The organism is Alkalibacterium kapii (genome assembly GCF_007988865.1).
GTDB classification, from domain to species: Bacteria; Bacillota; Bacilli; order Lactobacillales; family Carnobacteriaceae_A; genus Alkalibacterium; species Alkalibacterium kapii.
This window is the reverse complement of record NZ_BJUY01000001.1, coordinates 43,888-65,536: the sequence shown is the minus strand read 5'-3', so window position 1 is coordinate 65,536 and position 21,649 is coordinate 43,888. Positions and strand designations below refer to the sequence as shown.

The 21,649-nt window shown below is 38.5% G+C and carries 19 protein-coding genes; 13 read left to right on the top strand and 6 right to left on the bottom strand.

The features are described 5' to 3' along the window. The first annotated feature begins 126 nt into the window (after positions 1–126). Entirely contained in the window at positions 127–594 is a 468-nt protein-coding gene (locus AKA01nite_RS00275; RefSeq protein ID WP_186805033.1) for a YrhK family protein, read from the top strand. Between the two features lie 21 nt (positions 595–615). Here the strand turns inward: AKA01nite_RS00275 and spxA are convergent, their stop codons facing one another. Next, on the bottom strand, positions 616–1,026 hold the full coding sequence (gene spxA, locus AKA01nite_RS00270; RefSeq protein ID WP_146922641.1) for a transcriptional regulator SpxA: 411 nt from the start codon (positions 1,024–1,026) through the stop codon (positions 616–618). Between the two features lie 301 nt (positions 1,027–1,327). Here spxA and AKA01nite_RS00265 point away from each other — a divergent pair, with 301 nt between their 5' ends. From AKA01nite_RS00265 to AKA01nite_RS00250, 4 genes are all read left to right on the top strand, one after another. After that, positions 1,328–2,239 carry an aldo/keto reductase gene (locus tag AKA01nite_RS00265; RefSeq protein ID WP_146922639.1) on the top strand — a complete coding sequence of 304 codons (912 nt, stop codon included), beginning with the start codon at positions 1,328–1,330 and terminating at the stop codon, positions 2,237–2,239. Positions 2,240–2,323: 84 nt separating this feature from the next. Then, positions 2,324–2,626 (top strand): phasin family protein, encoded by a 303-nt coding sequence (locus AKA01nite_RS00260; RefSeq protein WP_146922637.1) that lies wholly within the window; start codon positions 2,324–2,326, stop codon positions 2,624–2,626. A 66-nt stretch (positions 2,627–2,692) separates the two neighbouring features. After that, entirely contained in the window at positions 2,693–4,288 is a 1,596-nt protein-coding gene (locus AKA01nite_RS00255; RefSeq protein WP_186805032.1) for an ABC1 kinase family protein, read from the top strand. Positions 4,289–4,352: 64 nt separating this feature from the next. Further along, positions 4,353–5,309, top strand: a complete 957-nt coding sequence (locus tag AKA01nite_RS00250) for an aromatic acid exporter family protein (RefSeq protein ID WP_146922633.1) — start codon at positions 4,353–4,355, stop codon at positions 5,307–5,309. A 69-nt stretch (positions 5,310–5,378) separates the two neighbouring features. Here AKA01nite_RS00250 and AKA01nite_RS00245 read toward each other — a convergent pair whose 3' ends face one another. Genes AKA01nite_RS00245 through AKA01nite_RS00235 form a run of 3 tightly spaced genes read right to left on the bottom strand, consistent with a single transcriptional unit; the run spans position 5,379 to position 7,408 of the window. Next, positions 5,379–5,795, bottom strand: a complete 417-nt coding sequence (locus AKA01nite_RS00245) for a hypothetical protein (protein ID WP_146922631.1) — start codon at positions 5,793–5,795, stop codon at positions 5,379–5,381. 5 nt (positions 5,796–5,800) lie between these two features. Beyond that, a complete protein-coding gene (gene floA, locus AKA01nite_RS00240; RefSeq protein ID WP_186805031.1) occupies positions 5,801–6,790 on the bottom strand; it encodes a flotillin-like protein FloA in 990 nt (329 codons plus the stop codon). A 15-nt stretch (positions 6,791–6,805) separates the two neighbouring features. Then, positions 6,806–7,408 carry an NfeD family protein gene (locus AKA01nite_RS00235; RefSeq protein ID WP_146922627.1) on the bottom strand — a complete coding sequence of 201 codons (603 nt, stop codon included), beginning with the start codon at positions 7,406–7,408 and terminating at the stop codon, positions 6,806–6,808. 243 nt (positions 7,409–7,651) lie between these two features. Here AKA01nite_RS00235 and glgB point away from each other — a divergent pair, with 243 nt between their 5' ends. From glgB to AKA01nite_RS00205, 6 genes are all read left to right on the top strand, one after another. Further along, on the top strand, positions 7,652–9,562 hold the full coding sequence (gene glgB / locus AKA01nite_RS00230; protein ID WP_146922625.1) for a 1,4-alpha-glucan branching protein GlgB: 1,911 nt from the start codon (positions 7,652–7,654) through the stop codon (positions 9,560–9,562). Positions 9,563–9,626: 64 nt separating this feature from the next. Next, on the top strand, positions 9,627–10,772 hold the full coding sequence (locus tag AKA01nite_RS00225) for a glucose-1-phosphate adenylyltransferase (RefSeq protein ID WP_146922623.1): 1,146 nt from the start codon (positions 9,627–9,629) through the stop codon (positions 10,770–10,772). After that, a complete protein-coding gene (gene glgD, locus AKA01nite_RS00220; protein WP_146922621.1) occupies positions 10,762–11,940 on the top strand; it encodes a glucose-1-phosphate adenylyltransferase subunit GlgD in 1,179 nt (392 codons plus the stop codon). The genes AKA01nite_RS00225 and glgD overlap by 11 nt, the downstream gene beginning before the upstream one ends. Positions 11,941–11,944: 4 nt before the next feature. Next, a complete protein-coding gene (gene glgA / locus AKA01nite_RS00215; protein ID WP_146922873.1) occupies positions 11,945–13,384 on the top strand; it encodes a glycogen synthase GlgA in 1,440 nt (479 codons plus the stop codon). Between the two features lie 235 nt (positions 13,385–13,619). Then, a complete protein-coding gene (locus tag AKA01nite_RS00210) occupies positions 13,620–16,058 on the top strand; it encodes a glycogen/starch/alpha-glucan phosphorylase (protein WP_146922619.1) in 2,439 nt (812 codons plus the stop codon). A 109-nt stretch (positions 16,059–16,167) separates the two neighbouring features. Next, the gene (locus tag AKA01nite_RS00205) at positions 16,168–17,418 is read left to right on the top strand and encodes an NCS2 family permease (RefSeq protein WP_146922617.1); all 1,251 of its coding nucleotides are present in this window, start codon (positions 16,168–16,170) and stop codon (positions 17,416–17,418) included. A gap of 63 nt (positions 17,419–17,481) precedes the next feature. On the opposite strand, the gene AKA01nite_RS00200 is transcribed toward AKA01nite_RS00205, so the two are convergent. Further along, entirely contained in the window at positions 17,482–18,303 is an 822-nt protein-coding gene (locus AKA01nite_RS00200; protein ID WP_146922615.1) for an undecaprenyl-diphosphate phosphatase, read from the bottom strand. A gap of 188 nt (positions 18,304–18,491) precedes the next feature. Here AKA01nite_RS00200 and AKA01nite_RS00195 point away from each other — a divergent pair, with 188 nt between their 5' ends. Next, positions 18,492–18,998 (top strand): PTS sugar transporter subunit IIA, encoded by a 507-nt coding sequence (locus AKA01nite_RS00195; RefSeq protein WP_146922872.1) that lies wholly within the window; start codon positions 18,492–18,494, stop codon positions 18,996–18,998. Between the two features lie 114 nt (positions 18,999–19,112). Here the strand turns inward: AKA01nite_RS00195 and AKA01nite_RS00190 are convergent, their stop codons facing one another. Continuing rightward, a complete protein-coding gene (locus tag AKA01nite_RS00190) occupies positions 19,113–20,162 on the bottom strand; it encodes a lactonase family protein (RefSeq protein ID WP_146922613.1) in 1,050 nt (349 codons plus the stop codon). Between the two features lie 165 nt (positions 20,163–20,327). Here AKA01nite_RS00190 and AKA01nite_RS00185 point away from each other — a divergent pair, with 165 nt between their 5' ends. Further along, a complete protein-coding gene (locus AKA01nite_RS00185) occupies positions 20,328–21,521 on the top strand; it encodes an AI-2E family transporter (protein ID WP_246116949.1) in 1,194 nt (397 codons plus the stop codon). The last annotated feature ends 128 nt before the right edge of the window (positions 21,522–21,649 follow it).

Here is a 21,649-nt window from a genome sequence, read left to right as displayed (position 1 = left end):
GAGTTCTTTTTTGATATATAGAAAATTATTACTTTTCAATAAAAATAATATAAGGCTAATTTCATGACCAAGTAGTCTGTTTTTGCTATTCTATAAGTAACCGTATTAGTGAAAGGTGAGATGCGAATGGGTGGCAAGGACTTATTCAAACCAAAAAAGCCTGAGATCGAAAAAAAAGAACGCGAACTTGATCCAGGAAAAGCAGAAGATGTGATTGTTAAAATAGGCACCTTCAGGATTTATTTCCAAAATTATTACACGATCGTTTCTTTAATCAACGATTTATTCACTGGTGGGTTATATTTGATCGGTAGTATACTTCAAACATTTACAGAGATGAAGACTTTGGGACAGTATCTCTTTATTTTCGCCGGTTTTTTTCTTTTGATGAGACCTGTACTAAAAATAATCCACAATGTCTTTTTTTATGAAAAAAAAGAGCACAACGAAGAAGAATCAGAGGACAGCAAAGACAATATAAATAAAGGAGAAAAATCAGAGACCAGTCAAAACGGGACAGACAGTAAAAAGCGTAAAGAAATCAATAAAAGTTACAATGACGACTATTATGATACAAAAAACAAAAAAGAGTAGGAGATCCTACTCTTTTTAAAATCAGGCTAATTCAGCAATAGCCAATTGTCGATGTATTTCTGCCAATTCGATTTCTCGGACCTCACGAGGAAGGAAGCATCTTATTTCTTCTTCGTTATAGCCAATTTGAAGTCTTCTATTGTCCATTATAATTGGACGACGTATCAGACTGGGTTGTTCTGTAAATAAGTCCAATAATTCATTCATGGATAATTCTTCAATATCAAGGGTCAAAGATTGATAAGCTTGTGAGCGATAAGAAATCAGCTCACTTGTCCCTTCTTCAGTCAGACTAAGTATCTGCTTGATTTCCTGTTTGGTTAGCGGCTCATGGAAAATATTTTTTTCGGTAAAAGGTAACTTCTGTTCTTCCAACCAGGCTTTAGCTTTTCGGCAAGATGTACAGCTTGGAGAAACGTACAATGTAATCATGATCGATGACTCCTTTCAAAAGTCCAGGTGTGAGTATATGTACTCGATTTAAGAATTTAGAAAAGTGTGAACAAGATGTTACAATTACTATTTTAGATGAATAAATATAAAATGCAACACTATTTGACACTTTTTTGTCACATTTAAATTAATTTAATATAAGTAATCTATTTGACATATTTTTGTCACATTAAGAAAGGATTGAATGTCAACTTGATTCTGTTGATTTCTCAAGTGTTAATTTAGCAATTTATTTCTATATGGAGTAAACTGAATGTACTAATCATATGGAGGAATTATCGTGAAAGAAATAAAATTAGGCAAATCAGATTTAAATGTTTCTGAAATCGCTTTAGGATGTATGCGTATGTCAGAACTCGATACACAAAAAGCATCAAGAGTGATTGAGACCGCGTATAATGAAGGAATCAATTTTTACGACCATGCAGATATTTATGGAAAAGGTGAATCAGAAGAACGATTCAAAGACGCGCTCAAAAACACATTCATAAATAGAGACGATATTTTTCTGCAATCAAAAACAGGTATACGATCAGGATACTATGATTTTTCTAAGCAACACATCGTATCATCAGTAGAGAAATCACTAAAACGCTTAGGTACAGAGTACTTGGATGTGTTGCTCTTGCATCGCCCAGACACATTAGTGGAGCCTGAAGAAGTCGCTGAAGCCTTTAACCAGTTGCACTCAGCAGGTAAAGTTAAACAGTTTGGTGTAAGTAATCACAGCCCGCTACAAATCGAACTCTTAAAAAAGTATATCGACCAGGAACTGATAACGAATCAGCTGCAGTTTGGTCTCATGCACACGGGAATGATCGATGCAGGCATACATGTCAACACTAAGGATGAAAATGCATTGGATCACGATCGTGCTGTACTGGATTATAGTCGTTTAAATGATATGACCATTCAGCCCTGGTCGCCTGTTCATGCAGAAGATGGTGTCTTTTTAAATAATCCAAAATATCAGAAAGTAAATGATAGATTGTCAGAGATCGGCGATAAGTACGGCGTGGATAACGAGGTGATGTCTATTGCGTGGATCTTGAGACATCCGGCGGAAATGCAAGTCATTCTAGGCACAATGACTCCCGAGCGCATAAAAAATTATTCGCAAGCATCCAAAGTGAAAATTACACGTGAGGAATGGTATGATATTTACCGGGCTGCTGGGAATAGTGTCCCTTAGAATCATGCTTCGATGGGCTAATATCTGACATAAGTCAAAAGGAATGTTATAATAAGAGTGTAAAATAATGAAAGGGGTCATCGTATGTTGGAAGATATAAAAAAAGCGTTGTTGATCGGTGTTGGTTCAACAGCTATTGCCGTTGAGAAGGCGGTAGAACAAGTTGATAAATTAGTCAGTCGCGGGAAATTGACCGTATCGGAAGGTAAGAAGCTGACAGAAGAATTGATTCAAAAGAAAAATAGTAATCTCTCTGCTCAAGACAAAGAAACACTTGAAGCTGTCTTGCTGGAAATGAACGTAGCACAGAGACAGGATATAGATGAATTAGAAGAAAAAGTGAAAGAATTAGAAAACAAACTGGAAAATAAGTCTACTGATTCATAAGGTTGGTGGTGTTGATCATATCCTTGGTCAGCACCTCTTTTTAACTCACAGATAGGAGGCGGACAAGTGAAAAGTAACCGAGAACGTTTGAGAGAAATTGCCAGCGTACTAGCTTCTTATGGTTTTGGACATATTTACCGTACACGCTTGCGAACAAAGCACAAAGAGCAAGATGCTAAAAATTTGCGTCTGGCTTTTGAAGAGCTTGGTCCAAGCTTTATAAAGATTGGTCAAATCATATCGACGCGGCAGGATTTATTGCCTCCTAACTACATAGAAGAGCTTTCAAAGTTAAGAGAGGATGCAAGTCCATTTGAATTTTCTGAAATAAAGCGAATATTTTATGAGGAATTTAAAGAAAACCTTGAAGATGTCTTTGAATGGGTTGAAGAAAAACCTACAGCCAGTGCTTCAGTGGCTCAAGTCCACAGGGCAAAATTTTTAACGGGTGAAGACGTTGTAATTAAAGTCCAGCGACCTGAAATCGAAGAAAATCTGTTGAGAGATATAAAACTTTTTTCCCGCATCGTTTCCATAGCTCCGGAGACAGTCAAAGAAATGCTGGTAGATGTAAAAGCTGCTTTCAATGAAATTGAAGAAACAACAAAAACAGAATTGGATTTTAGAAACGAGGGGCAAGCACTCATAAAGTTCAAACAGTTAAATAAAAATAACAAGGCTGTCGGTGTCCCCACCCCTTACTTGCCATATACGTCAAAACGGGTGCTCGTAGAAGATTTTGTCGAGGGGATAAGAAGTTTGAATCTAGATCAAATCAGAAAAGCTGGTTATGATAAAACAGATATAGCAGAAAAACTGGTTTACTCCATTCTTTCACAAATATTCAAGGATGGCTATTTCCACGGCGATCCTCATCCAGGGAATATTATTTTAAGTGACAATAAAATCATGTTTATAGATTTTGGTATTGTAGGGGAATTATCAGAATCTGTAAAGAAAGATCTGATCAAATTAATGCGGGCCATTGTATTTGAAGATATTGATCAACTTATGAATCTTTTGCTTCAAATGGCGATTACAAAAGAAAAAATCAATCGGTTTGAGTTTTCAGAAGATTTGGATGAATTTTATCAGTCATACATTTCAAAAAGTTTTGGCCAAATCAATTTAAATTCATTTTTTGCAGACGTTTTACACGTTACACGTAAGTATAAGATGGTCATGCCAAATGACTTTATTCTTTTAGCAAAAACGCTGACCATTTTAGAAGGTGTTGTAACTGACCTGCACCCGGATATCAACATTATGGAAATCGCATCAGATTATGTAAAGGCAAGCGATGACATTGAAATTTTCGAATCGATATCTTCTGAAAAAATTAAACTAAACGCCTATCAATTAGTCAAAGATTCAATCAAATTCCCGTCAGCACTCAAGAGAGCGCTGGATACCATTAACAATGGAAGATTGTTAGTCCATCTAGATTTGGTACATTTTGAGGATAAATGGCTGGAAGTCAACAAAATGGTCAACCGCTTAGTGTTTGCGGTTATTATTGCAGCGCTCATCCTTGCCTCAGCTTTTATTTTTGTCATGGCAGAAGCTGCAGGTGTTTCCATTTTTGCTATAATCATTTTCATTGGCGCAGGAATCATGGGGTTATGGCTATTGATATCGATCATAAAGTCGGGGACGCTGTAGCGATGGCCAAATGTAAAAGAGAAAATAATGCAGTAGCATCCTATCGAAAGAGAGGATAAATTAGTTGAATAAGAATATCAAAATGATCAAGATGATCCTGGCTACTTCGATCGCCATACTCATTGCACGAAGTGCGGGACTTATGTCTCCTTATGCTGCAGGGATTGTGGCTATATTGAGTGTCTCTGACACCAAAAAACAGTCTATAACAACTGCTTTACAGCGAATCGGCGCAACGGTGATCGCGTTTATCATAGCTTCGATCATATTTTATTTTTTGGGGTATTCAGTTTGGACGTTCAGCTTGTTTTTGCTGTTTTTCGTTCCAACGGCATTTAAGCTTGGGCTTGAATCTGTCATTGCTTCTTCCTCGGTTCTTGTTAGTCATTTCATCATAGCAGAGAACATAGGTTTAAACATGCAGATAAACGAATTTTTATTGGTGCTTATAGGTGTAGTGACTGCGATAAGTTTCAATATGTGGATGCCTTCTTATGAGGAAGATTTAAAACAGAGGATAAACGCAATCGAAGAAGAACTGCGTCAGTTTTTACGTCTGTTTTATACTTACCTGATGGGCGAGACAGTATACAGGGAGCTGAAACTGAAAGCTCGAAAACTATCAGTATTACTCGATGAAACAAAAGAAGTCGCTTTGTTGGATTATGAAAATCGCTTAATGGAAAATAGTGAATATTATATGGATTATATAGATATGAGAGCCAGACAGTTGGATTTATTGAGAATGGACATTGAGAATATTAGTGCAATCAAACTTGAAAAGAAACAAAATGACATGCTTGCAGAATTGTTCAATGACCTCTCCGAACAACTTCATGAAAAAAACCCAGTACTGGCTCAGCTGGAACACATTTCTGCTTTATATCGTCATTATAGAAACTCAGACTTACCTAAAACAAGAGAAGAATTTGAAACACGGGCAACTTTATTTCAAATCCTCAGGAATATTGAAAGATTTATTGAAATAAAAAGAGATTTTTTTATGACTCACTTAGAATAAAAAAGCTTCAAACAGACATGACGTATACAAAAACGTCCATCTTGTTTGAAGCTTTTTACTTTTGACCGATTACCAGTCATCTCGCATAGAAACAGGTTTATCTAATATTTCTTTATAAATAACAGCACTTTTAAGTTTCTTTTTATCAAATGCAGGGGAGTGATCCGCTTTTTTAGCACGATAAGGATCTTCTATTGTAACCACTTCTTTGATCATAGGCTTATAGGACTCCCGTACACGGTCTCTTGCTCTTTTAGTACGTGTATATTTCGACACGTCTTTAAGTCGCTCACTTTTTTCTCTTGAATGTTTTTCATTGCGTCTTATTTTTTCATTCGTTTTTCTGGGTGCTTCAACTTCGCTCGGGTCACTCACATTTCTTTGTTTAGTTGCATTTTTGGTAGCTTTAGAAAAGAAACCTGCGATAGAAGAAACGATAGCAAAAAAGACGATTAATTGAATGATCCAACCAAATATAAGAGGCATAGTTATCACTCTTCTTCTTCAGTTGACTGTCCGGATATGGCTGTTCTCATTTCTGTATCGGCGTTGACATTTTTCATTTTATAGTAATCCATGACGCCTAAATTACCGCTTCGTAAAGCTTCTGACATGGCCATAGGTACTTCAGCTTCAGCTTCAACAACTTTCGCACGCATTTTCTGCGTTTCAGCCCGCATTTCCTGTTCCTGGGCGATCGCCATGGAACGTCGCTCTTCAGCTTTTGCCTGGGCAATGTTTTTGTCAGCTTCTGCTTGTTCTGTCTGCAGTTTAGCACCAATATTTCGACCAACATCCACGTCAGCAATATCAATAGACAAGATTTCAAACGCTGTTCCGGCGTCCAGTCCTTTGCCTAGCACGGTTTGAGAAATCATGTCAGGGTTCTCAAGAACGTCTGAATGTCTTTCGGCAGAACCAACAGTTGTAACGACACCTTCACCTACACGGGCGATGATCGTATCTTCGCCTGCACCACCAACCAAGCGTTCAATATTTGCACGAACAGTAACTTTAGCTTTTGCAATGATTTCGATACCGTCTTTGGCCACGGCAGCGATATCCGGTGTCACAATAACTTTGGGATTAACGGAAACTTGAACCGCTTCAAACACGTTTCGTCCGGCCAGATCGATAGCGGCAGCTTTCTCAAATTCCAGATCGATTTCTGCGCGGTGAGAGGCAATCAGTGCGTCAATGACGGCGTTGACATTTCCCCCTGCCAGATAGTGAGCTTCCAGTTCATCCGTTGACAGCTGCAGTCCAGCTTTTGTGGCTTTTATTAAAGGACGGATGATTGAATGGGGGCTGACTTGTCGAAGACGCATGCCCACTAACGTACCGATTCCTACTTTTACTCCTGAAAAGTAAGCTGTGACCCATAAACCTACAGGAACGAAACGCAGGAAGATACTGATCAATACAATGATTATTATTGCGGTGATGATAATTCCGATGTATCCATTATCTAAAATACCCATGGTCATTTCTCCAATCTATTTTTTTCTTACTGTTATCTTAGTGCCTTTGACTTTGTCTACAATAACTGCAGAGCCTTTTGATATGTGTCCTTCAGTACTTAATACGTCGTACAAAGTGGAATCATCACCAAAAGTCACTTTACCTGATGGACGAAGAGGGGTAGCAGCAACACCTTCGTCATTCACTTTTACTTTTGCCTTTTCAAGCACGTCACTATCAGTTGAATTTTGGACATTGGTCTGCAGAATAAGCTTGTTTACATTAGATAGTGAATAGCCATTTTTAATAAGATAGATGACGACACCGGCTGTAATGACGACAGACAAACTTAAATCCCTTATCGTCTGGGTGAAATCACCCAGTGTTAAGTACAGCCCTGATATTAAAAGAATGATGCCGAAAATCCCTGCCGCTCCAAAATCCGGCACGAAAATCTCAAAAACGATCAGCAGCAAACCTGCAGTGAAAAGTACGATGGGCAGCCAAGTTTCAGTTCCTATAAAGTGGAAATAAGCAGCCATGCTTACTAATGCAAGACCGGCGCCACTTTTGAAAAAGGGTGTGAGGATGGCAAGTGCGATACCTATAAATCCTAAACCTAGTAGTAATCCTTCCATTTGTATATAACCTCCCCTCTTGAATTCTGCAATTACTTTCATGAATCCATCATACCATTAAAAAGAAAAGATGTCATCGGTCTTGAGGCCGATATAAAAGCGCTTTAATAATTTATTTGGGAAATCTTCACAAGTTAAAAAATTTGGTATAGTTCATTTATTAAGTTACAATAATGGCATAATAAATAATTTGTTTTATTGTTTTGAATTTTAGAGTGATTTTTTTCACAAAGGGGGATTTGTATGAGCGAGAATGAAAAAAATTCAAATTACAGTAGTGATGATTTGACATCCTATTACCTTTTTAACCAGGGGACTTCTTACGACAGTTATACCAATATGGGATGCAACAAAGTAAGTGAAGGGTACAGCTTTACTGTCTGGGCACCGAATGCAAAAGAGGTTTATCTGGTGGGAGATTTCAATGCATGGTCTGAGCTTGACCAAATGGAAAAAGTTGAACAAACGGGGATGTTCAAACTTACCGACTCACGGCCCAAAAAGGGTGACTGTTATAAATATAAAATCATACAGGCAGATGGGTCAGTCGCTTACAAGATAGATCCATTTGCATATGAATTTGAAGTTAGACCGAATGATGCATCAGTAGTCCGTGATCTGCCGGACAAAAAATGGAAAGATGGCCTGTGGATGGCTAATCGTAAAAGGTTGAAGCTTTATGATCGCCCTTTGAATATTTACGAAGTTCATATGAGTTCATGGAAACAACATGAAGACGGTTCGTGGTATACAATCAGTGAATTGAAAGAAGAGCTGATCCCCTATGTTAAAAAAATGGGCTATACACATATCGAATTCATGCCCTTGATGGAACATCCTCTTGATGCGAGCTGGGGCTATCAGGCAACTGGTTTTTATGCTTTATCCTCTAAATACGGCACTATAGAAGAATTTCAGGAATTTGTCGAGACTGCTCATCAGGAAAATATTGGAGTCATCATGGACTGGGTGCCTGGTCATTTTAATCGGAACGATTACGGGCTTGCGTATTATGATGGCACAGCTCAATTCGAGTACAGCGATCCAGATCAGGCCAGTAATATTCAATGGGGCACGTTAAACTTCGATTTAGGGAAAAATCAAGTCAGAAGTTACCTTATTTCCAATGCCTTATTCTGGCTGGAACAGTTCCATCTTGATGGACTCCGGGTAGATGCGGTGAGTAATATGCTCTATCTGGACTATGATATAGGACCATGGAAACCAAATGATGAAGGAACAAATATCAATAAAGCAGGGGTGGCTTTTATTCAGCACATGAATAAAGTGATTTTTGAAAGACACCCGGATACGCTTATGATGGCAGAAGAGAGTACTGCCTGGCCCAAAGTCACTCACCCTGTACATAAAGGGGGACTTGGTTTTAATTATAAGTGGAATATGGGCTGGATGAATGACACACTTCGTTTCTTTGAAATGGATCCCTTGTATAGAAAAAATCATTTCAACCTGATCACCTTTTCATTTATGTACACCTTCAATGAAAATTATATTCTGCCATTTTCTCATGACGAAGTTGTTCATGGCAAGAAATCGATGATGCACAAGATGTTTGGAGATCGCTATAATCAGTTTGCCGGGCTGCGAACGATTGAAAGCTACCGCATGATGCATCCCGGTAAAAAGCTCCAATTTATGGGCGCAGAGTTCGGCCAGTTTCTTGAATGGAGATTCCAGGAAGGCCTTGTGTGGGATAATCTCAATGATGCGATGAATGCCAGGCATCTCGAATTCACTCGACAGTTGAACGCTTTCTATAAAGAACACCGCGCTCTTTGGGAAGTAGATCATCAGTCTGAAGGATTGGAGATACTGGATGCAGATAATAAAGAAGAAACGACCCTGTTTTTTGTCCGTAAGGGGAAAAAACCCAGAGATTTCCTGATCGTTTTATGTAACTTTGTTCCAGTAGAAAGACAAAACGTCAAAGTAGGTGTCCCTTATAAAGGACAGTATGAAGAAGTATGGAATACAGAATGGAGCAGTTTAGGAGGCACATGGACTGAACCACAGGGAATAATTAGAACGATTGAAGAAGCGATCCACGGTAAAAACTACGCTGCAGAGGTCATTCTACCTGCTTTAAGTGTTGTTGTTTTGAAACCTAAACGCATTTATGGCGTACCTAAATAAAACAGAATAAAAATCTAGTAATTACGAGGAGGGAAGGAAGGTCAATAGACACTTCCGAAAACAAATGAAAACAGAAACAGTCGCAATGATTTTAGCTGGAGGCCAGGGATCCCGTTTAGGAAAACTGACGAAGCAAATCGCCAAGCCCGCTGTTCCTTTTGGTGGAAATTACCGTATCATCGACTTTGCTTTATCGAACTGTGCCAACTCGGGCATCACTGACGTCGGAGTAGTGACTCAGTATCAGCCGCTTATCTTGAACAGCCACGTAGGAAATGGTGCAAATTGGGGGCTGAACAGACATGATGGCGAAGCAACGATCTTGCAGCCCTACTCAAGTATGGATGGCGAGAAATTCTTCAAAGGAACAGCACATGCTGTTTTTCAGAATATAGATTTTATAGATAAAAAAGATCCTGAATATGTCGTTATCTTATCGGGGGACCATATTTATAAAATGGATTATCAGAAAATGCTTGATTATCATAAGGAACAAGAAGCGACATTGACTGTTGGCGTTATGCCCGTTCCTTGGGAAGATGCGTCAAGGTTTGGGGTGATGAATACAGATAAAACAGATCGTATTATCGAATTCCAGGAAAAGCCGGAAAAACCCAAATCCAATCTGGCATCAATGGGTATCTATATTTTCAACTGGGCCAGACTGAAAAAATATCTGGTCGACAATCAGGCTAAAAACAGACAGTTAACAGACTTTGGGCATCATGTCATTCCCGCCTACTTAAGAAATAATGAAGCTATTTATGCTTATTCTTTTGAAGGATACTGGAAAGATGTTGGAACGATCGAGAGTCTCTGGAATGCTAATATGGAATTTTTAGACGCTGAACATGAACTTGATATAAGAGATAGGAATTGGCGGATCTATTCAAATAATCCAAATACGACACCGCAGTTTTTGACTGAGAGTGCTAAAGTTACGGACTCCATGATTACGGATGGCTGTTATGTAGCTGGAGAAGTTGAACATTCTATTCTTTCTCACAGTGTAAAAGTAGGTAAAAATTCTTATATTAAAAACTCGTTCATCATGCCTAATGCGGTGATTGGAGAAAATGTAAGAATAGAAAAAGCCATTATCGGAGAAGGCGCCCATATTCATGATGGGACAGAAATTATTGGGACTACGGATACGATTGAAGTGGTAGGTTATGATGAAGAAGTAGGAGGTTACTCAGATGAGAATTAAAATCGCACCTATTTTAAATTTAGTAGAAAACAGTGAAAAGTTAAAACCTTTGACTAACAGAAGACCGGTAGCTTCTTTACCCTTTGGTTGTCGATATAGATTGATCGATTTTCCATTTTCGAGTTTAACTGGTATCGAAGCATCTTCTGCAGCCTTGTTTATTGCAGGATCCGGGCACTCCCTTTATGACCATATTCGCTCCGGCGCTACATGGGGGTTGGAATCAAGTGTCGGAGGTGGTGTGTTTACACATTCTCATATCAATCTTAAGGCAGAACTGGCAGATACTGAACTTTATACAGGAAACTATTATGATGATCATTATCATTTCGTTTCACGTTCCAATGCGGATTATGTTCTGCTGATGGGGTCGAGTATGCTGTCAAATATCCAACTTGATTCTCTGGTACGTTTCCATGAGAAAAAAGAAAGCGACGCTACAGTGATTTATAAAAAGATAAAAAGAAAGGACGTCCGTAAAGATTCCACCCACACATCTCTTATTATGAGCGAAAATGATTCGGAACGTATTGCGGGACTACATTCTCTTGACGAATTGACAGACGAAGAGGAAGCTGTTCTGCTGAATATGGAGATGATGATTTTAGATAAAGAGACATTTTTAAATCATCTTTATTCAGCAAGACAACAGCAAAAAGATGTTACTGTGAAAAATCTGATTCAGTTCAGTCTGGATGCTGACAAGACGGTTTTTGGCTATGAATACACCGGATATCTGAAAGTGATCGAAGATATCAACAGTTACTACCAGGCCAATATGGATATGCTGAACGAAGATAATTTCAATGCGCTGTTTTACCGAGCCAATCCTGTCTTGACAAAACCAAAAAACTCAGCGCCCACCTATTATGGTAAAAAGTCAGAGATAAATAATGTCCAGTTCGCAAATGATTGTGAAATTTACGGGAAAGTTCAGAATTCTATTATTTTCAGAAAAGTCAACATAGCAGAAGGAGCAGAAGTAAATAATTCGATCATCATGCAGGATTCTTATGTTGAAGAAGATGCGTATTTAAATTATGTGATCCTTGACAAGCATGTTTACGTGAAAAAAGGAGCCAGGCTGGAAGGCACACCAGAAAATCCGATAGTTGTAGCCAAAGACAGTATCATCTATGCAGAAGGAGAAATAGAAAAGGGTGAATAAAAAAATGAAACTACTATTTGCCGCTTCTGAATGTGCGCCGTTTTTCAAAACTGGAGGACTGGGTGACGTTATGGGGGCTTTACCCAAGGAGTTAGCGGACCAGGGTCATGACGTGCGAGTGGTTCTCCCTTACTTTATCCAAAAAATGGATCAGGAAACGAAAAAACAAATGGAAGATGTTATTGATTTTACAGTAGAAGTCGGTTGGCGAAAACAATACTGCGGAGTAAAAAAACTGGTCAAAGATTCAGTGACCTATTACTTTATTGATAATTTATTTTACTTTGATCGTCCGGATCTATACGATTACGGCGATGACGGTGAGCGGTTTGCCTTTTTTCAGCAGGCCATTATTGAAATGTTGGAGAAAATCGATTTTATCCCTGATGTCCTGCATGTCAACGACTGGCAGACAGCAATGGTTCCGGTATTACTTAAAGATAAATACGCCTGGATCAATGCTTTAAAAGATATCAAAACAGTAATCACGATTCATAACATTCTTTATCAGGGTGTTTATGACCAGTATATCCTATCTGATTTTTATAATATCGGCTATGCGGCTTTTAACGAAGAGGGATTAAAATATGGAGATAAAGTCTGCTGGCTGAAAGGTGCCTTGTATTATTCAGATCTTGTTACCACAGTCAGCCCAACCTATGCAGAGGAAATCAAAACACCCGAGTTTGGATATGGACTGGACGGAGACCTCAGAAATGTCGATCATAAGCTAGTGGGTATAGTCAATGGGATAGATTATGATGCCTATGATCCGGAAAAAGATCCAACGATCCCATTTAATTTTTCTGTAGACGACTTAAATGGAAAGGCAAAAAATAAAAAAGCGCTGCAGGAAAGAGTAGGTCTGCCCATAGAGGCGGACACTGCCCTGATTGGGGTCGTCACAAGGCTGGATGAACAAAAAGGTGTGCAGCTCATTGTTGATGCGATGGATGAACTGCTCAAATTCAGAAAAGTCCAATTGGTCCTCTTAGGGACTGGTAAACCATATTTTGAAGAAGCCTTCAAGTATTTCACTGAAAAATATCCTGAGAAGTTTCAGGCAGTGATACATTTTGACAGTCATTTTGCTCAATGGATCTATGCAGGTTCGGATTTGTTTTTGATGCCTTCGCAGTTTGAGCCTTGTGGTTTATCACAACTCAATTCATTACGCTACGGGACATTGCCTATTGTGCACGAAGTGGGTGGACTTGTTGATACAATCGATCCATATAACGAATTTCAGCAAGAAGGTACTGGTTTCAGCTTCTATGATTTTGATGTGATTACGATGCTCAACACGATCGACAGAGCTTTGACAGTTTACTATGATAAACCCGACAGTTTTAAAAAGTTGCAGATCAGAGCAATGAATACAAATAACAGCTGGGAGAAATCAGCCCAGGAGTATGTCGAACATTATAAGTGTCTTGTTTACTAAAATAAACCATCCCATTAAAAGCCCGTATGACCTCAAGAAAGAGATCATATGGGCTTTTTTTCAAAAGTAGGTTTTTTGTCAAATGTTATTATATTAACTTAATTTAAATTAAGCTTGGATAATATGCAATAACTATTAAACGGAGGATCTCAGGCCACTAAATAATGATCAAGGGTTCATCTTTTTTTATTCTTGCCTTTAGGGTATACTGATGACCAACAAATGGAGGGCTATTATGACACTAACAGTTAAAGCATTTATAAAAGAATTTAAATCACAGTTTCAAAGTATGTATGCTTATTCGTACAAAGAAGGATCGACAGAACAATTATATAATGCTTTAGGTTTGTATATAAAAAATTATCTTTCAAGGAATTGGAAAGAGACAAAAGAAGACTATGTTGAAAATAGTGTGAAACAAGTTTACTACTTTTCAATGGAATTTCTACCGGGTCGACAGCTTGAAAGCAACGCTTATAATTTAGGCTTACTTGATACGATCAAAGAAGGTTTGAACGAAATGGGCATGTCTTTAGAGGAGCTGGAAGAAGCAGAAGCAGATCCGGCCCTTGGAAATGGTGGACTGGGACGTTTGGCTTCTTGCTTTATGGATTCATTGGCTTCTCTCGGTGTTCCGGGAAATGGAAACGGTATAAGGTATCAGTATGGCCTTTTCAAACAGAAGTTCGTGGATGGATATCAAGTCGAACTGCCGGAGAACTGGTTACGCTATAGAAATGTATGGGAAACACGTAATGATAAATCTACCTGCATGGTCAAGTTTGGCGGAAATGTCTGGCTGGAGAAAAACCATTTGGGTTATATGGAAGCAAAATACGAAAATACATTAAATGTTTTAGCTGTTCCTTATGATACACCGATGGTTGGATACAGGAACAATGTAGTCAACAATTTGAGACTCTGGTCTGCTGAAATCCCTGTGGAAGAAGAAGAAAATTATCATACACTTGAAGCGACAGAACCTATAAAAGAAATCACTCAAGTTTTATATCCTGATGACTCAAACTACGAAGGACGCCTGTTAAGATTAAAACAGGAATATTTCATGGTTTCTGCCGGAGTCCAATCTATCCTTCGTCATTACAAGAAATATAATCTGCCAAGAAAAAATATACCGGATAAAGTAGCTATTCACATCAATGATACCCATCCGGCTTTAGTCATTCCAGAAATGATGCGTATCCTGCTTGATGAAGAGCACTTGTCGTGGGAACAGGCTTGGGAAATAACATTCAAAACCTGCAGCTATACTAACCACACGATTTTAAGAGAAGCGCTGGAAAAATGGCCGATCGATATGATGAAAGACTTGTTGCCTAGAATTTACATGATCATTGAAGAAATCAATCAGCGCTTTGTAGATACGACAGCGCCTATTTACGGAGACCGTATCACTTGGCAAACGGCAATTCTACAGAATGGTGTCGTCAATATGGCTCACCTGGCAGTTATTGGCAGCCATAGTATCAACGGGGTCGCAAAACTTCATACCGAGATTTTAATGGAGGATGTACTGAAAGATTTCTTTGAACTGTATCCTGAAAGATTCAATAATAAAACGAATGGTATCACTCAAAGGCGCTGGATGCATCTGGCTAATCCTGGACTGACTCGTTTATTAGATGAAAAAATCGGAGAAGAGTGGAAGAAAAATCCTTCTGAACTTAAAGTCTTTAAAGGATTTGAACAAGATGAAAAGACGATCAAAGAACTAGCCAAGGTCAAATTTGAGAATAAACAGCGTCTGGCTGACTATATTGAAGAACTACAAGGAATTAAAGTGAATCCGAAAGCGATTTTTGATGTTCAAATCAAAAGACTGCATGCCTATAAACGTCAGCATTTAAATATGCTGCATATTTTGTATCGCTATCTGGATATAAAAGAAAATCCATCGAAAGATTTCGTTCCACGGGTCTTTATATTTGGAGCAAAAGCAGCTCCCAGTTATATGTATGCAAAACAGATAATCAAAGTGATCAATTCATTAGCCGAGCTGATCAATAATGATCCCGATGTTGGTGATAAGCTGAAAGTTGTCTTTTTTGAAAACTATGGTGTGTCACTTGCAGAAAAAATCATACCCGCTGCGGATATCAGTGAACAGATCTCTCTTGCCAGCATGGAAGCTTCTGGCACAAGCAACATGAAACTCATGGCTAATGGTGCATTGACATTAGCGACACTGGATGGAGCTAATATCGAAATAAAGGATTTTGTTGGAGAAGAAAACATGTTCATTTTCGGCTTGTCCAGTAAAGAAGTGTATGAGCTTAAAGCTGCCGGCAATTATAATTCCAAAGGCATCTATGAGTCAAATGAAAAACTGCGTCACACCCTGGATGCTTTAACGAACGACACAATTCCTGGTTTAAATGGAGAAGGCTATGCTGTTTTTGATTCTTTAGTCAATTATAATGATGAATATTTTGTATTAAAAGACTTCGAATCATATATAAAAGCACAGGAAAAAGTGGATGCTTTGTATAGAAATACTGACGAATGGACCAGAAAATCGCTTTTAAACATTGCTTCGTCTGCACCTTTTTCAGCTGATTATACAATAAAACGTTATGCCGATGATATCTGGAAAGTAAAACAACACAGCGAACAAAAAGATAGCGTACAGCCGCTGGATGAACCTTTAACATAATATAGATGAAAGACTTGTCTTTTTTCATGAGACAAGTTTTTCTTTTCAAATCAATAAAACCTTGGTACACTGAGGAATGTTGTCAATTAATAGGAAAGAGGCTATGTAGATGTTTGAACGATTTAATTTAAATCAGAATAAAACGACAGTGAAACAGGAAATTTTAGCTGGACTTGTAACATTTTTTTCAATCTCCTACGTTCTGTTTGTTAACCCAATGATTCTTGGTCAAGCAGGAGTCCCAAGTGAATTCAGTGTTTTTTCAACAATATTTATTTCTGCCATTGGTAGTATGCTTATGGGATGGTTTGCGAATGTTCCCTTAGCTATGGCGCCGGGTATGGGCGAAAATGCCTTCTTTACGTTCACTCTGGTCGCTGCCATTGGTTTGACCTGGCAGTCAAGTTTAGGTGTTGTTGTTGTATCGGGAGCAGTTTTCTCTTTGCTTGCTTTACTGGGCGTGATGAGTAGAGTTAGTCAGGCTATACCGAAAATGCTGAAACAGGCGATCACTGTGGGTATCGGACTTTTTCTGATGCTGATAGGCTTTGAAAACATGGGTGTTATCGTTGAGGGAAATCTAAAGTGGAATACAGTTGGAATTATAGGTCTTATTTTTGTACTGCTTATTAAACGCTTTAATGTAAAAGGCGGCTTTTTATATACGATTTTATTTACAACTTTACTTTACTGGCTCATCTATTTTGAATCTTTTGTACCTGTATCTTTTAACTTGAAACCACTTTTTAATTTTGGTGAGCTTGTTACTGCGATCGATTACAGCCAATTCTTCTCTGTCGAGTTTTTACTCGGGGTGTTTTCGCTAACGATGCTTTTGATGTTTGAAACGATCGGTATGATCGAAGCCTTGCTGGAAGATGGAAAAAGAAGCATGAAGGCTTATAAAGTTGGAGCAATAGCCAGTTTCATCTCTGGGCTACTCGGGACAAGTCCTGCCATCCCAGTGGCAGAAAACGGAGCCGGTATAGCCGAAGGTGGCAGAACAGGTCTGACAGCTGTCACTACAGGTATGATGTTCCTTCTTGCTTTATTTTTAGCCCCGTTTTTATCATATATTCCATCAGAAGCAGTGGGGCCTGTCATTGTGGCTACAGGATTCTCTATGGCTTTCACAGTGCGGTTTATAGAAGTGGATAAAACTATCGAATGGTTGCCTCTTGTACTTATTATTGTACTTATACCCCTTACAGGAAGTATCGTTGATGGTATGGCGTATGGCTTTATCGCTTACCCATTCGTTGAGATCATTATTGGTAAAAAAGATAAGCTGACCCCTGTCCTTTGGGGCGTTAGTGGCTTATTCCTTTTGACTTTACTTGCCACATACTTTCTGATTTAAAAGGTAGTTAATAAAAAGAGACCGAAAGGCCATGGCAGCCTTCTGGTCTCTTTTTATGTTCCTTTAGCCAAGTAGGGCAAAGTATCCGATAACGACGATTCCAACTACGATTCGATACCAGCCAAATAGACTGAAGTCATTTTTTCTAATGTAATTCATCAAGAATTTAATGGCAAAAATGGAAACAGCAAATGAGAATAAGCAGCCAACTAGTAGGATGATAAGTTCCTCAGGTGTAAAGTTGAAACCAAAACCGAACAGTTTTAGCATACTCGCTCCGACCATAACAGGTATGGAAAGAAAAAAAGAAAATTCTGCTGCGATAGGGCGTGCCGTTCCAATCAGGATCGCACCCACAATAGTTGCTCCCGACCGGGATGTACCTGGGATAAGTGCCAGCACCTGAAAGAACCCGATCATCAAAGCAACACGATACGTCAGCTGTTCCCAGTTCGTGATTTTAGGTCTTTTTCCTTTGTTCATCCGCTCGACCACAATAAATGCGATCCCGTAGAATATTAAAGCAACAGATACCGTTTGCCAGTTAAAGAAAATCTCGTTTATTTTATCTTCAAATAATAATCCGAAAACACCAGCTGGGATCACCCCGATTGCAACTTTAAACCATATATGCCATGTTTCTCTTTTTTTTATGTCATTCTTATCTCCATCGAACGGATTGAGTTTTTTGAAAAATATTATGATCACAGCAAGAATCGAAGCAAGCTGGATGACGACGAGAAACATTTCTTTAAATGCTTCACTGGTATTTAAAACCAGAAACTCATCCACAAGGATCATATGGCCGGTACTGCTTATGGGGAGCCATTCGGTTATTCCCTGTACGATACCTAAAATAATTGACTTGATAATTTCTATAAACACGTAAATAACTCCTTCAATAAATATATTTGCTTTCTAATAATATCGAACTTGATGGGAAAATACCACTTATATTAAAAAATCTAACAAAAAAATCATTTTGATTTATGAATCGAGGTGTATGTGCTATGATTAATATAATGAAAGGTGCAATCCAAAAAAATAATATGAAAAAGAAAGCAGGGAGATTTATGGGGATTTTTGATTTTCTTAAAGGTAACGATAAAGAGTCAAAGAGTCAAAAAGTTACTTTAACAAGTCCAGTTAACGGAAAGGTTATACCAATTGAAGAAGTGGAAGATCCAGTTTTTTCTCAAAAAATGATGGGTGATGGTTTTGGTGTAGCGCCGAGTGATGGAGATGTTTACGCACCCGGTTCAGGAAAAGTCGTCAGTGTATTTCCGACCCAGCACGCCGTTGGTCTGGAACTGGATAATGGCATCGAAGTTCTTGTGCATATCGGTATCGATACTGTTGAACTTGAAGGCGGTCCTTTTGACACTTTGGTAAAAGAAGGAGACAAAGTGACTTCTGAAACAAAAATATCAACAGTCGATCTTGCGGGCTTAAAAGATGCGGGCAAGAAAGACACCGTCATTGTCGTGTTTACTAATATGGATCAAGTGGATGACTATAGTTTGAACACAACAGGAGAAACAACTAAAGGGACTGAAATCGGTACAGTGACATCTAAATAAATTCGATTCGAAACACCAAAAAGCGGCTGGGCACTATGACCCAGCCGCTTTTTGAAATTTTATAGATCAGTAAGGCAGATAAACGACCAGTATACGATCAGTCACTGTTTACAGTTATTCACTTGATGGGAATTTGACACATACTACCTCAGGAGCGAATACATCTTTTTGCAGTAAAGTGAGCATACCGTCTGCTTCACTTCTTTCAAACAAAGTTAAATTATCCGAATCCTGATGACCGACGACTATAAAGCGTTCAGATGGGTCAAGGTTGAAATCTCTAGGTGTGACTCCTTCTGTCGGAACATAATCAACAAGAGACAATGTGCCATCTTCCGCTATTTTATAAATGACAATGGAATCATGTCCGCGATTAGAGGCATATAAAAATCGGCCATCTGAAGAGATCCGAATAGCCGCAGCTCCGTTAAACCCTTCATGATCTTGAGGGATAGATGAAATCGTTTGGACCGAAGAAAGTGTGCCATTTTCATTATTGTAATTAAAAACGATCACATCACTGCTTAACTCCCCTAACACATAGGCGAAGCGGTTGTTGGGATGAAAAACGATATGTCGCGGACCAGTCCCTGGGGTGACAGATATGGCATCGTAAACTGACAATTCATCCTGTTCATTGAGTGTATAGATAATAATTTCATCCGAACCTAAATCGCAGGAAACAAGGAATTTTCCGTCCGGTGTCATATCGAAATAATGAGCATGAGGAGACTGCTGATTCTCATGCACAGATTTCCCTGAATGGGTATCCGTATCGACTAAAGTTAGGTGACCCTCCGGTGAAGTCCGATAAACTGAAACGTCTCCCCTATGATAGTTAGCTGTATAGACAAGTTGTCTCGATTCGTCATAAGCAATATAACAAGGAGGGGCACTGTCCTCTAAAAAAGCACCATCGATTTTTGTATAAGCATCTTTTTCTTTGTCATAATGATAAGATGCAATACCGCCATTTCCTTCGGGAGATTTAGCAATAGAGAAAAGGAGACTGTAATCATTATTGCCAGCCAGATAGGTTGGAGTAGAAACATTGATTTCTTCTTTCAACTGTTTTAATTGTTTTGTTTCTTTGTCTAATTCTATACTGTAAATACCATTACTTTTTCTTTTAGTATACGTTCCCAGTAAAATTTTTTGGGACATATGCTATTCCTCCTCAATTTAATTTGAATTTCTTATCCAGTATAACAGATTAAATGATAAGGGTACAAAAACATGAATAAAATGAGCACAAGAGTATATCTATTTGCCTTTTCAGTGTAAGAGTATGTTAAAATAGAGGCAACGAGTAGAAAGCAGGTGAAAGAAGTGAATAGCGAAGATAAAAAAAGCCAGGCCAGTAAATGGTACAATACGTGGTTTTTTAAACAAATCATAGATAATAAGTTTGTAGCGGCCCTGCTTGTTCTTTTTCTTTTAGCGTTGAATATTTTTATGATCGCTAAAATTTCCTATATATTTGAACCATTAAAAATAGCTTTCAGTATCGTGGGGCCTCCAATTATTTTTGCGGTCATTTTTTATTATCTTCTGACGCCGCTGGTCGATTGGCTGGAAAGCAAACGATTTTCCAGAAATACTGGGATAGCCTTTGTATTTAGTGTCGTGATTTTGGTGATCATAGGAGGTATGAATTACATTGTGCCGATCATCCAGAGGCAAGTCCTGTCACTTATAGATATCTGGCCGTCATACTGGGATAATTTCATTGGACAAGTCGAGAACTTGTTCAACATTGGTATTTTTTCTAATTTCATGACTCAAACCGAAAGTTCATCCTTTATTGAAACCATTACGGAACAGACTAGTTCTGTTTTAAACGCAACAGTCGGCGGCATAGGCAGCTTCATTGGCACGGTCACTCGTGTGATCATCACTTTATTTACAACACCCTTTGTACTTTTTTACCTGCTGAAAGACGGGAAAGAAATCCCTCACGCACTGTCCCGGTTTATACCTACAAAGATCAGGCCAACAGTAAATAAGCTTTTCTCTGATATCAATAGGCAAATAAGCTTTTACGTCAGAGGACAACTGATAGTTGCAATATTCGTGGGGATAATGTTTTATATCGGTTTTTCACTCATCGGTTTGGATTTTGCGTTGACTTTAGGTATATTTGCAGGATTTTTGAATTTGATTCCTTACCTGGGTTCTTTTATTGCAACAATACCCGCCCTAATAATCGCAGTTGTAGATTCACCTTTTATGCTTTTCAAAGTGCTCATCGTTTTCGGGGTTGAACAACTGCTTGAAGGTCGAGTGATCTCCCCTCAAGTTCTAGGTAATTCGCTGAAGATCCATCCAGTGAATATTATCTTTCTTTTACTTATTGCCGGACGCTTATTCGGTGTGATGGGAGTAGTTTTTGGTATTCCTGGCTATGCGATCATCAAAATAATAGTGTCGATGATTTTTCAGTGGTACAAGAATTATTCTGATTTATATGAGGAAGAGGATACAATGGAAAGACCTGAGGGTATAATAGAAGAAACGAAATAAATAATGAATCTCAGTTGCCCATAATGGCAACTGAGATAATTTTTTGATATCTTTCACTTGCATGATGACGTCTTGTCACATATAATAGCATAATATGACAAGTTGTCATATTTAATTTTCACGTCTAA

Coding starts and splice junctions, on each gene's coding strand:
- AKA01nite_RS00275 (WP_186805033.1), top strand. CDS start 127: ATGGGTGGCAAGGACTTATTCAAACCAAAAAAGCCTGAGATCGAAAAA.
- spxA (WP_146922641.1), bottom strand. CDS start 1,026: ATGATTACATTGTACGTTTCTCCAAGCTGTACATCTTGCCGAAAAGCT.
- AKA01nite_RS00260 (WP_146922637.1), top strand. CDS start 2,324: ATGTTGGAAGATATAAAAAAAGCGTTGTTGATCGGTGTTGGTTCAACA.
- AKA01nite_RS00245 (WP_146922631.1), bottom strand. CDS start 5,795: ATGCCTCTTATATTTGGTTGGATCATTCAATTAATCGTCTTTTTTGCT.
- floA (WP_186805031.1), bottom strand. CDS start 6,790: ATGGGTATTTTAGATAATGGATACATCGGAATTATCATCACCGCAATA.
- AKA01nite_RS00235 (WP_146922627.1), bottom strand. CDS start 7,408: ATGGAAGGATTACTACTAGGTTTAGGATTTATAGGTATCGCACTTGCC.
- glgB (WP_146922625.1), top strand. CDS start 7,652: ATGAGCGAGAATGAAAAAAATTCAAATTACAGTAGTGATGATTTGACA.
- AKA01nite_RS00225 (WP_146922623.1), top strand. CDS start 9,627: ATGAAAACAGAAACAGTCGCAATGATTTTAGCTGGAGGCCAGGGATCC.
- glgD (WP_146922621.1), top strand. CDS start 10,762: ATGAGAATTAAAATCGCACCTATTTTAAATTTAGTAGAAAACAGTGAA.
- glgA (WP_146922873.1), top strand. CDS start 11,945: ATGAAACTACTATTTGCCGCTTCTGAATGTGCGCCGTTTTTCAAAACT.
- AKA01nite_RS00210 (WP_146922619.1), top strand. CDS start 13,620: ATGACACTAACAGTTAAAGCATTTATAAAAGAATTTAAATCACAGTTT.
- AKA01nite_RS00205 (WP_146922617.1), top strand. CDS start 16,168: ATGTTTGAACGATTTAATTTAAATCAGAATAAAACGACAGTGAAACAG.
- AKA01nite_RS00195 (WP_146922872.1), top strand. CDS start 18,492: ATGGGGATTTTTGATTTTCTTAAAGGTAACGATAAAGAGTCAAAGAGT.
- AKA01nite_RS00190 (WP_146922613.1), bottom strand. CDS start 20,162: ATGTCCCAAAAAATTTTACTGGGAACGTATACTAAAAGAAAAAGTAAT.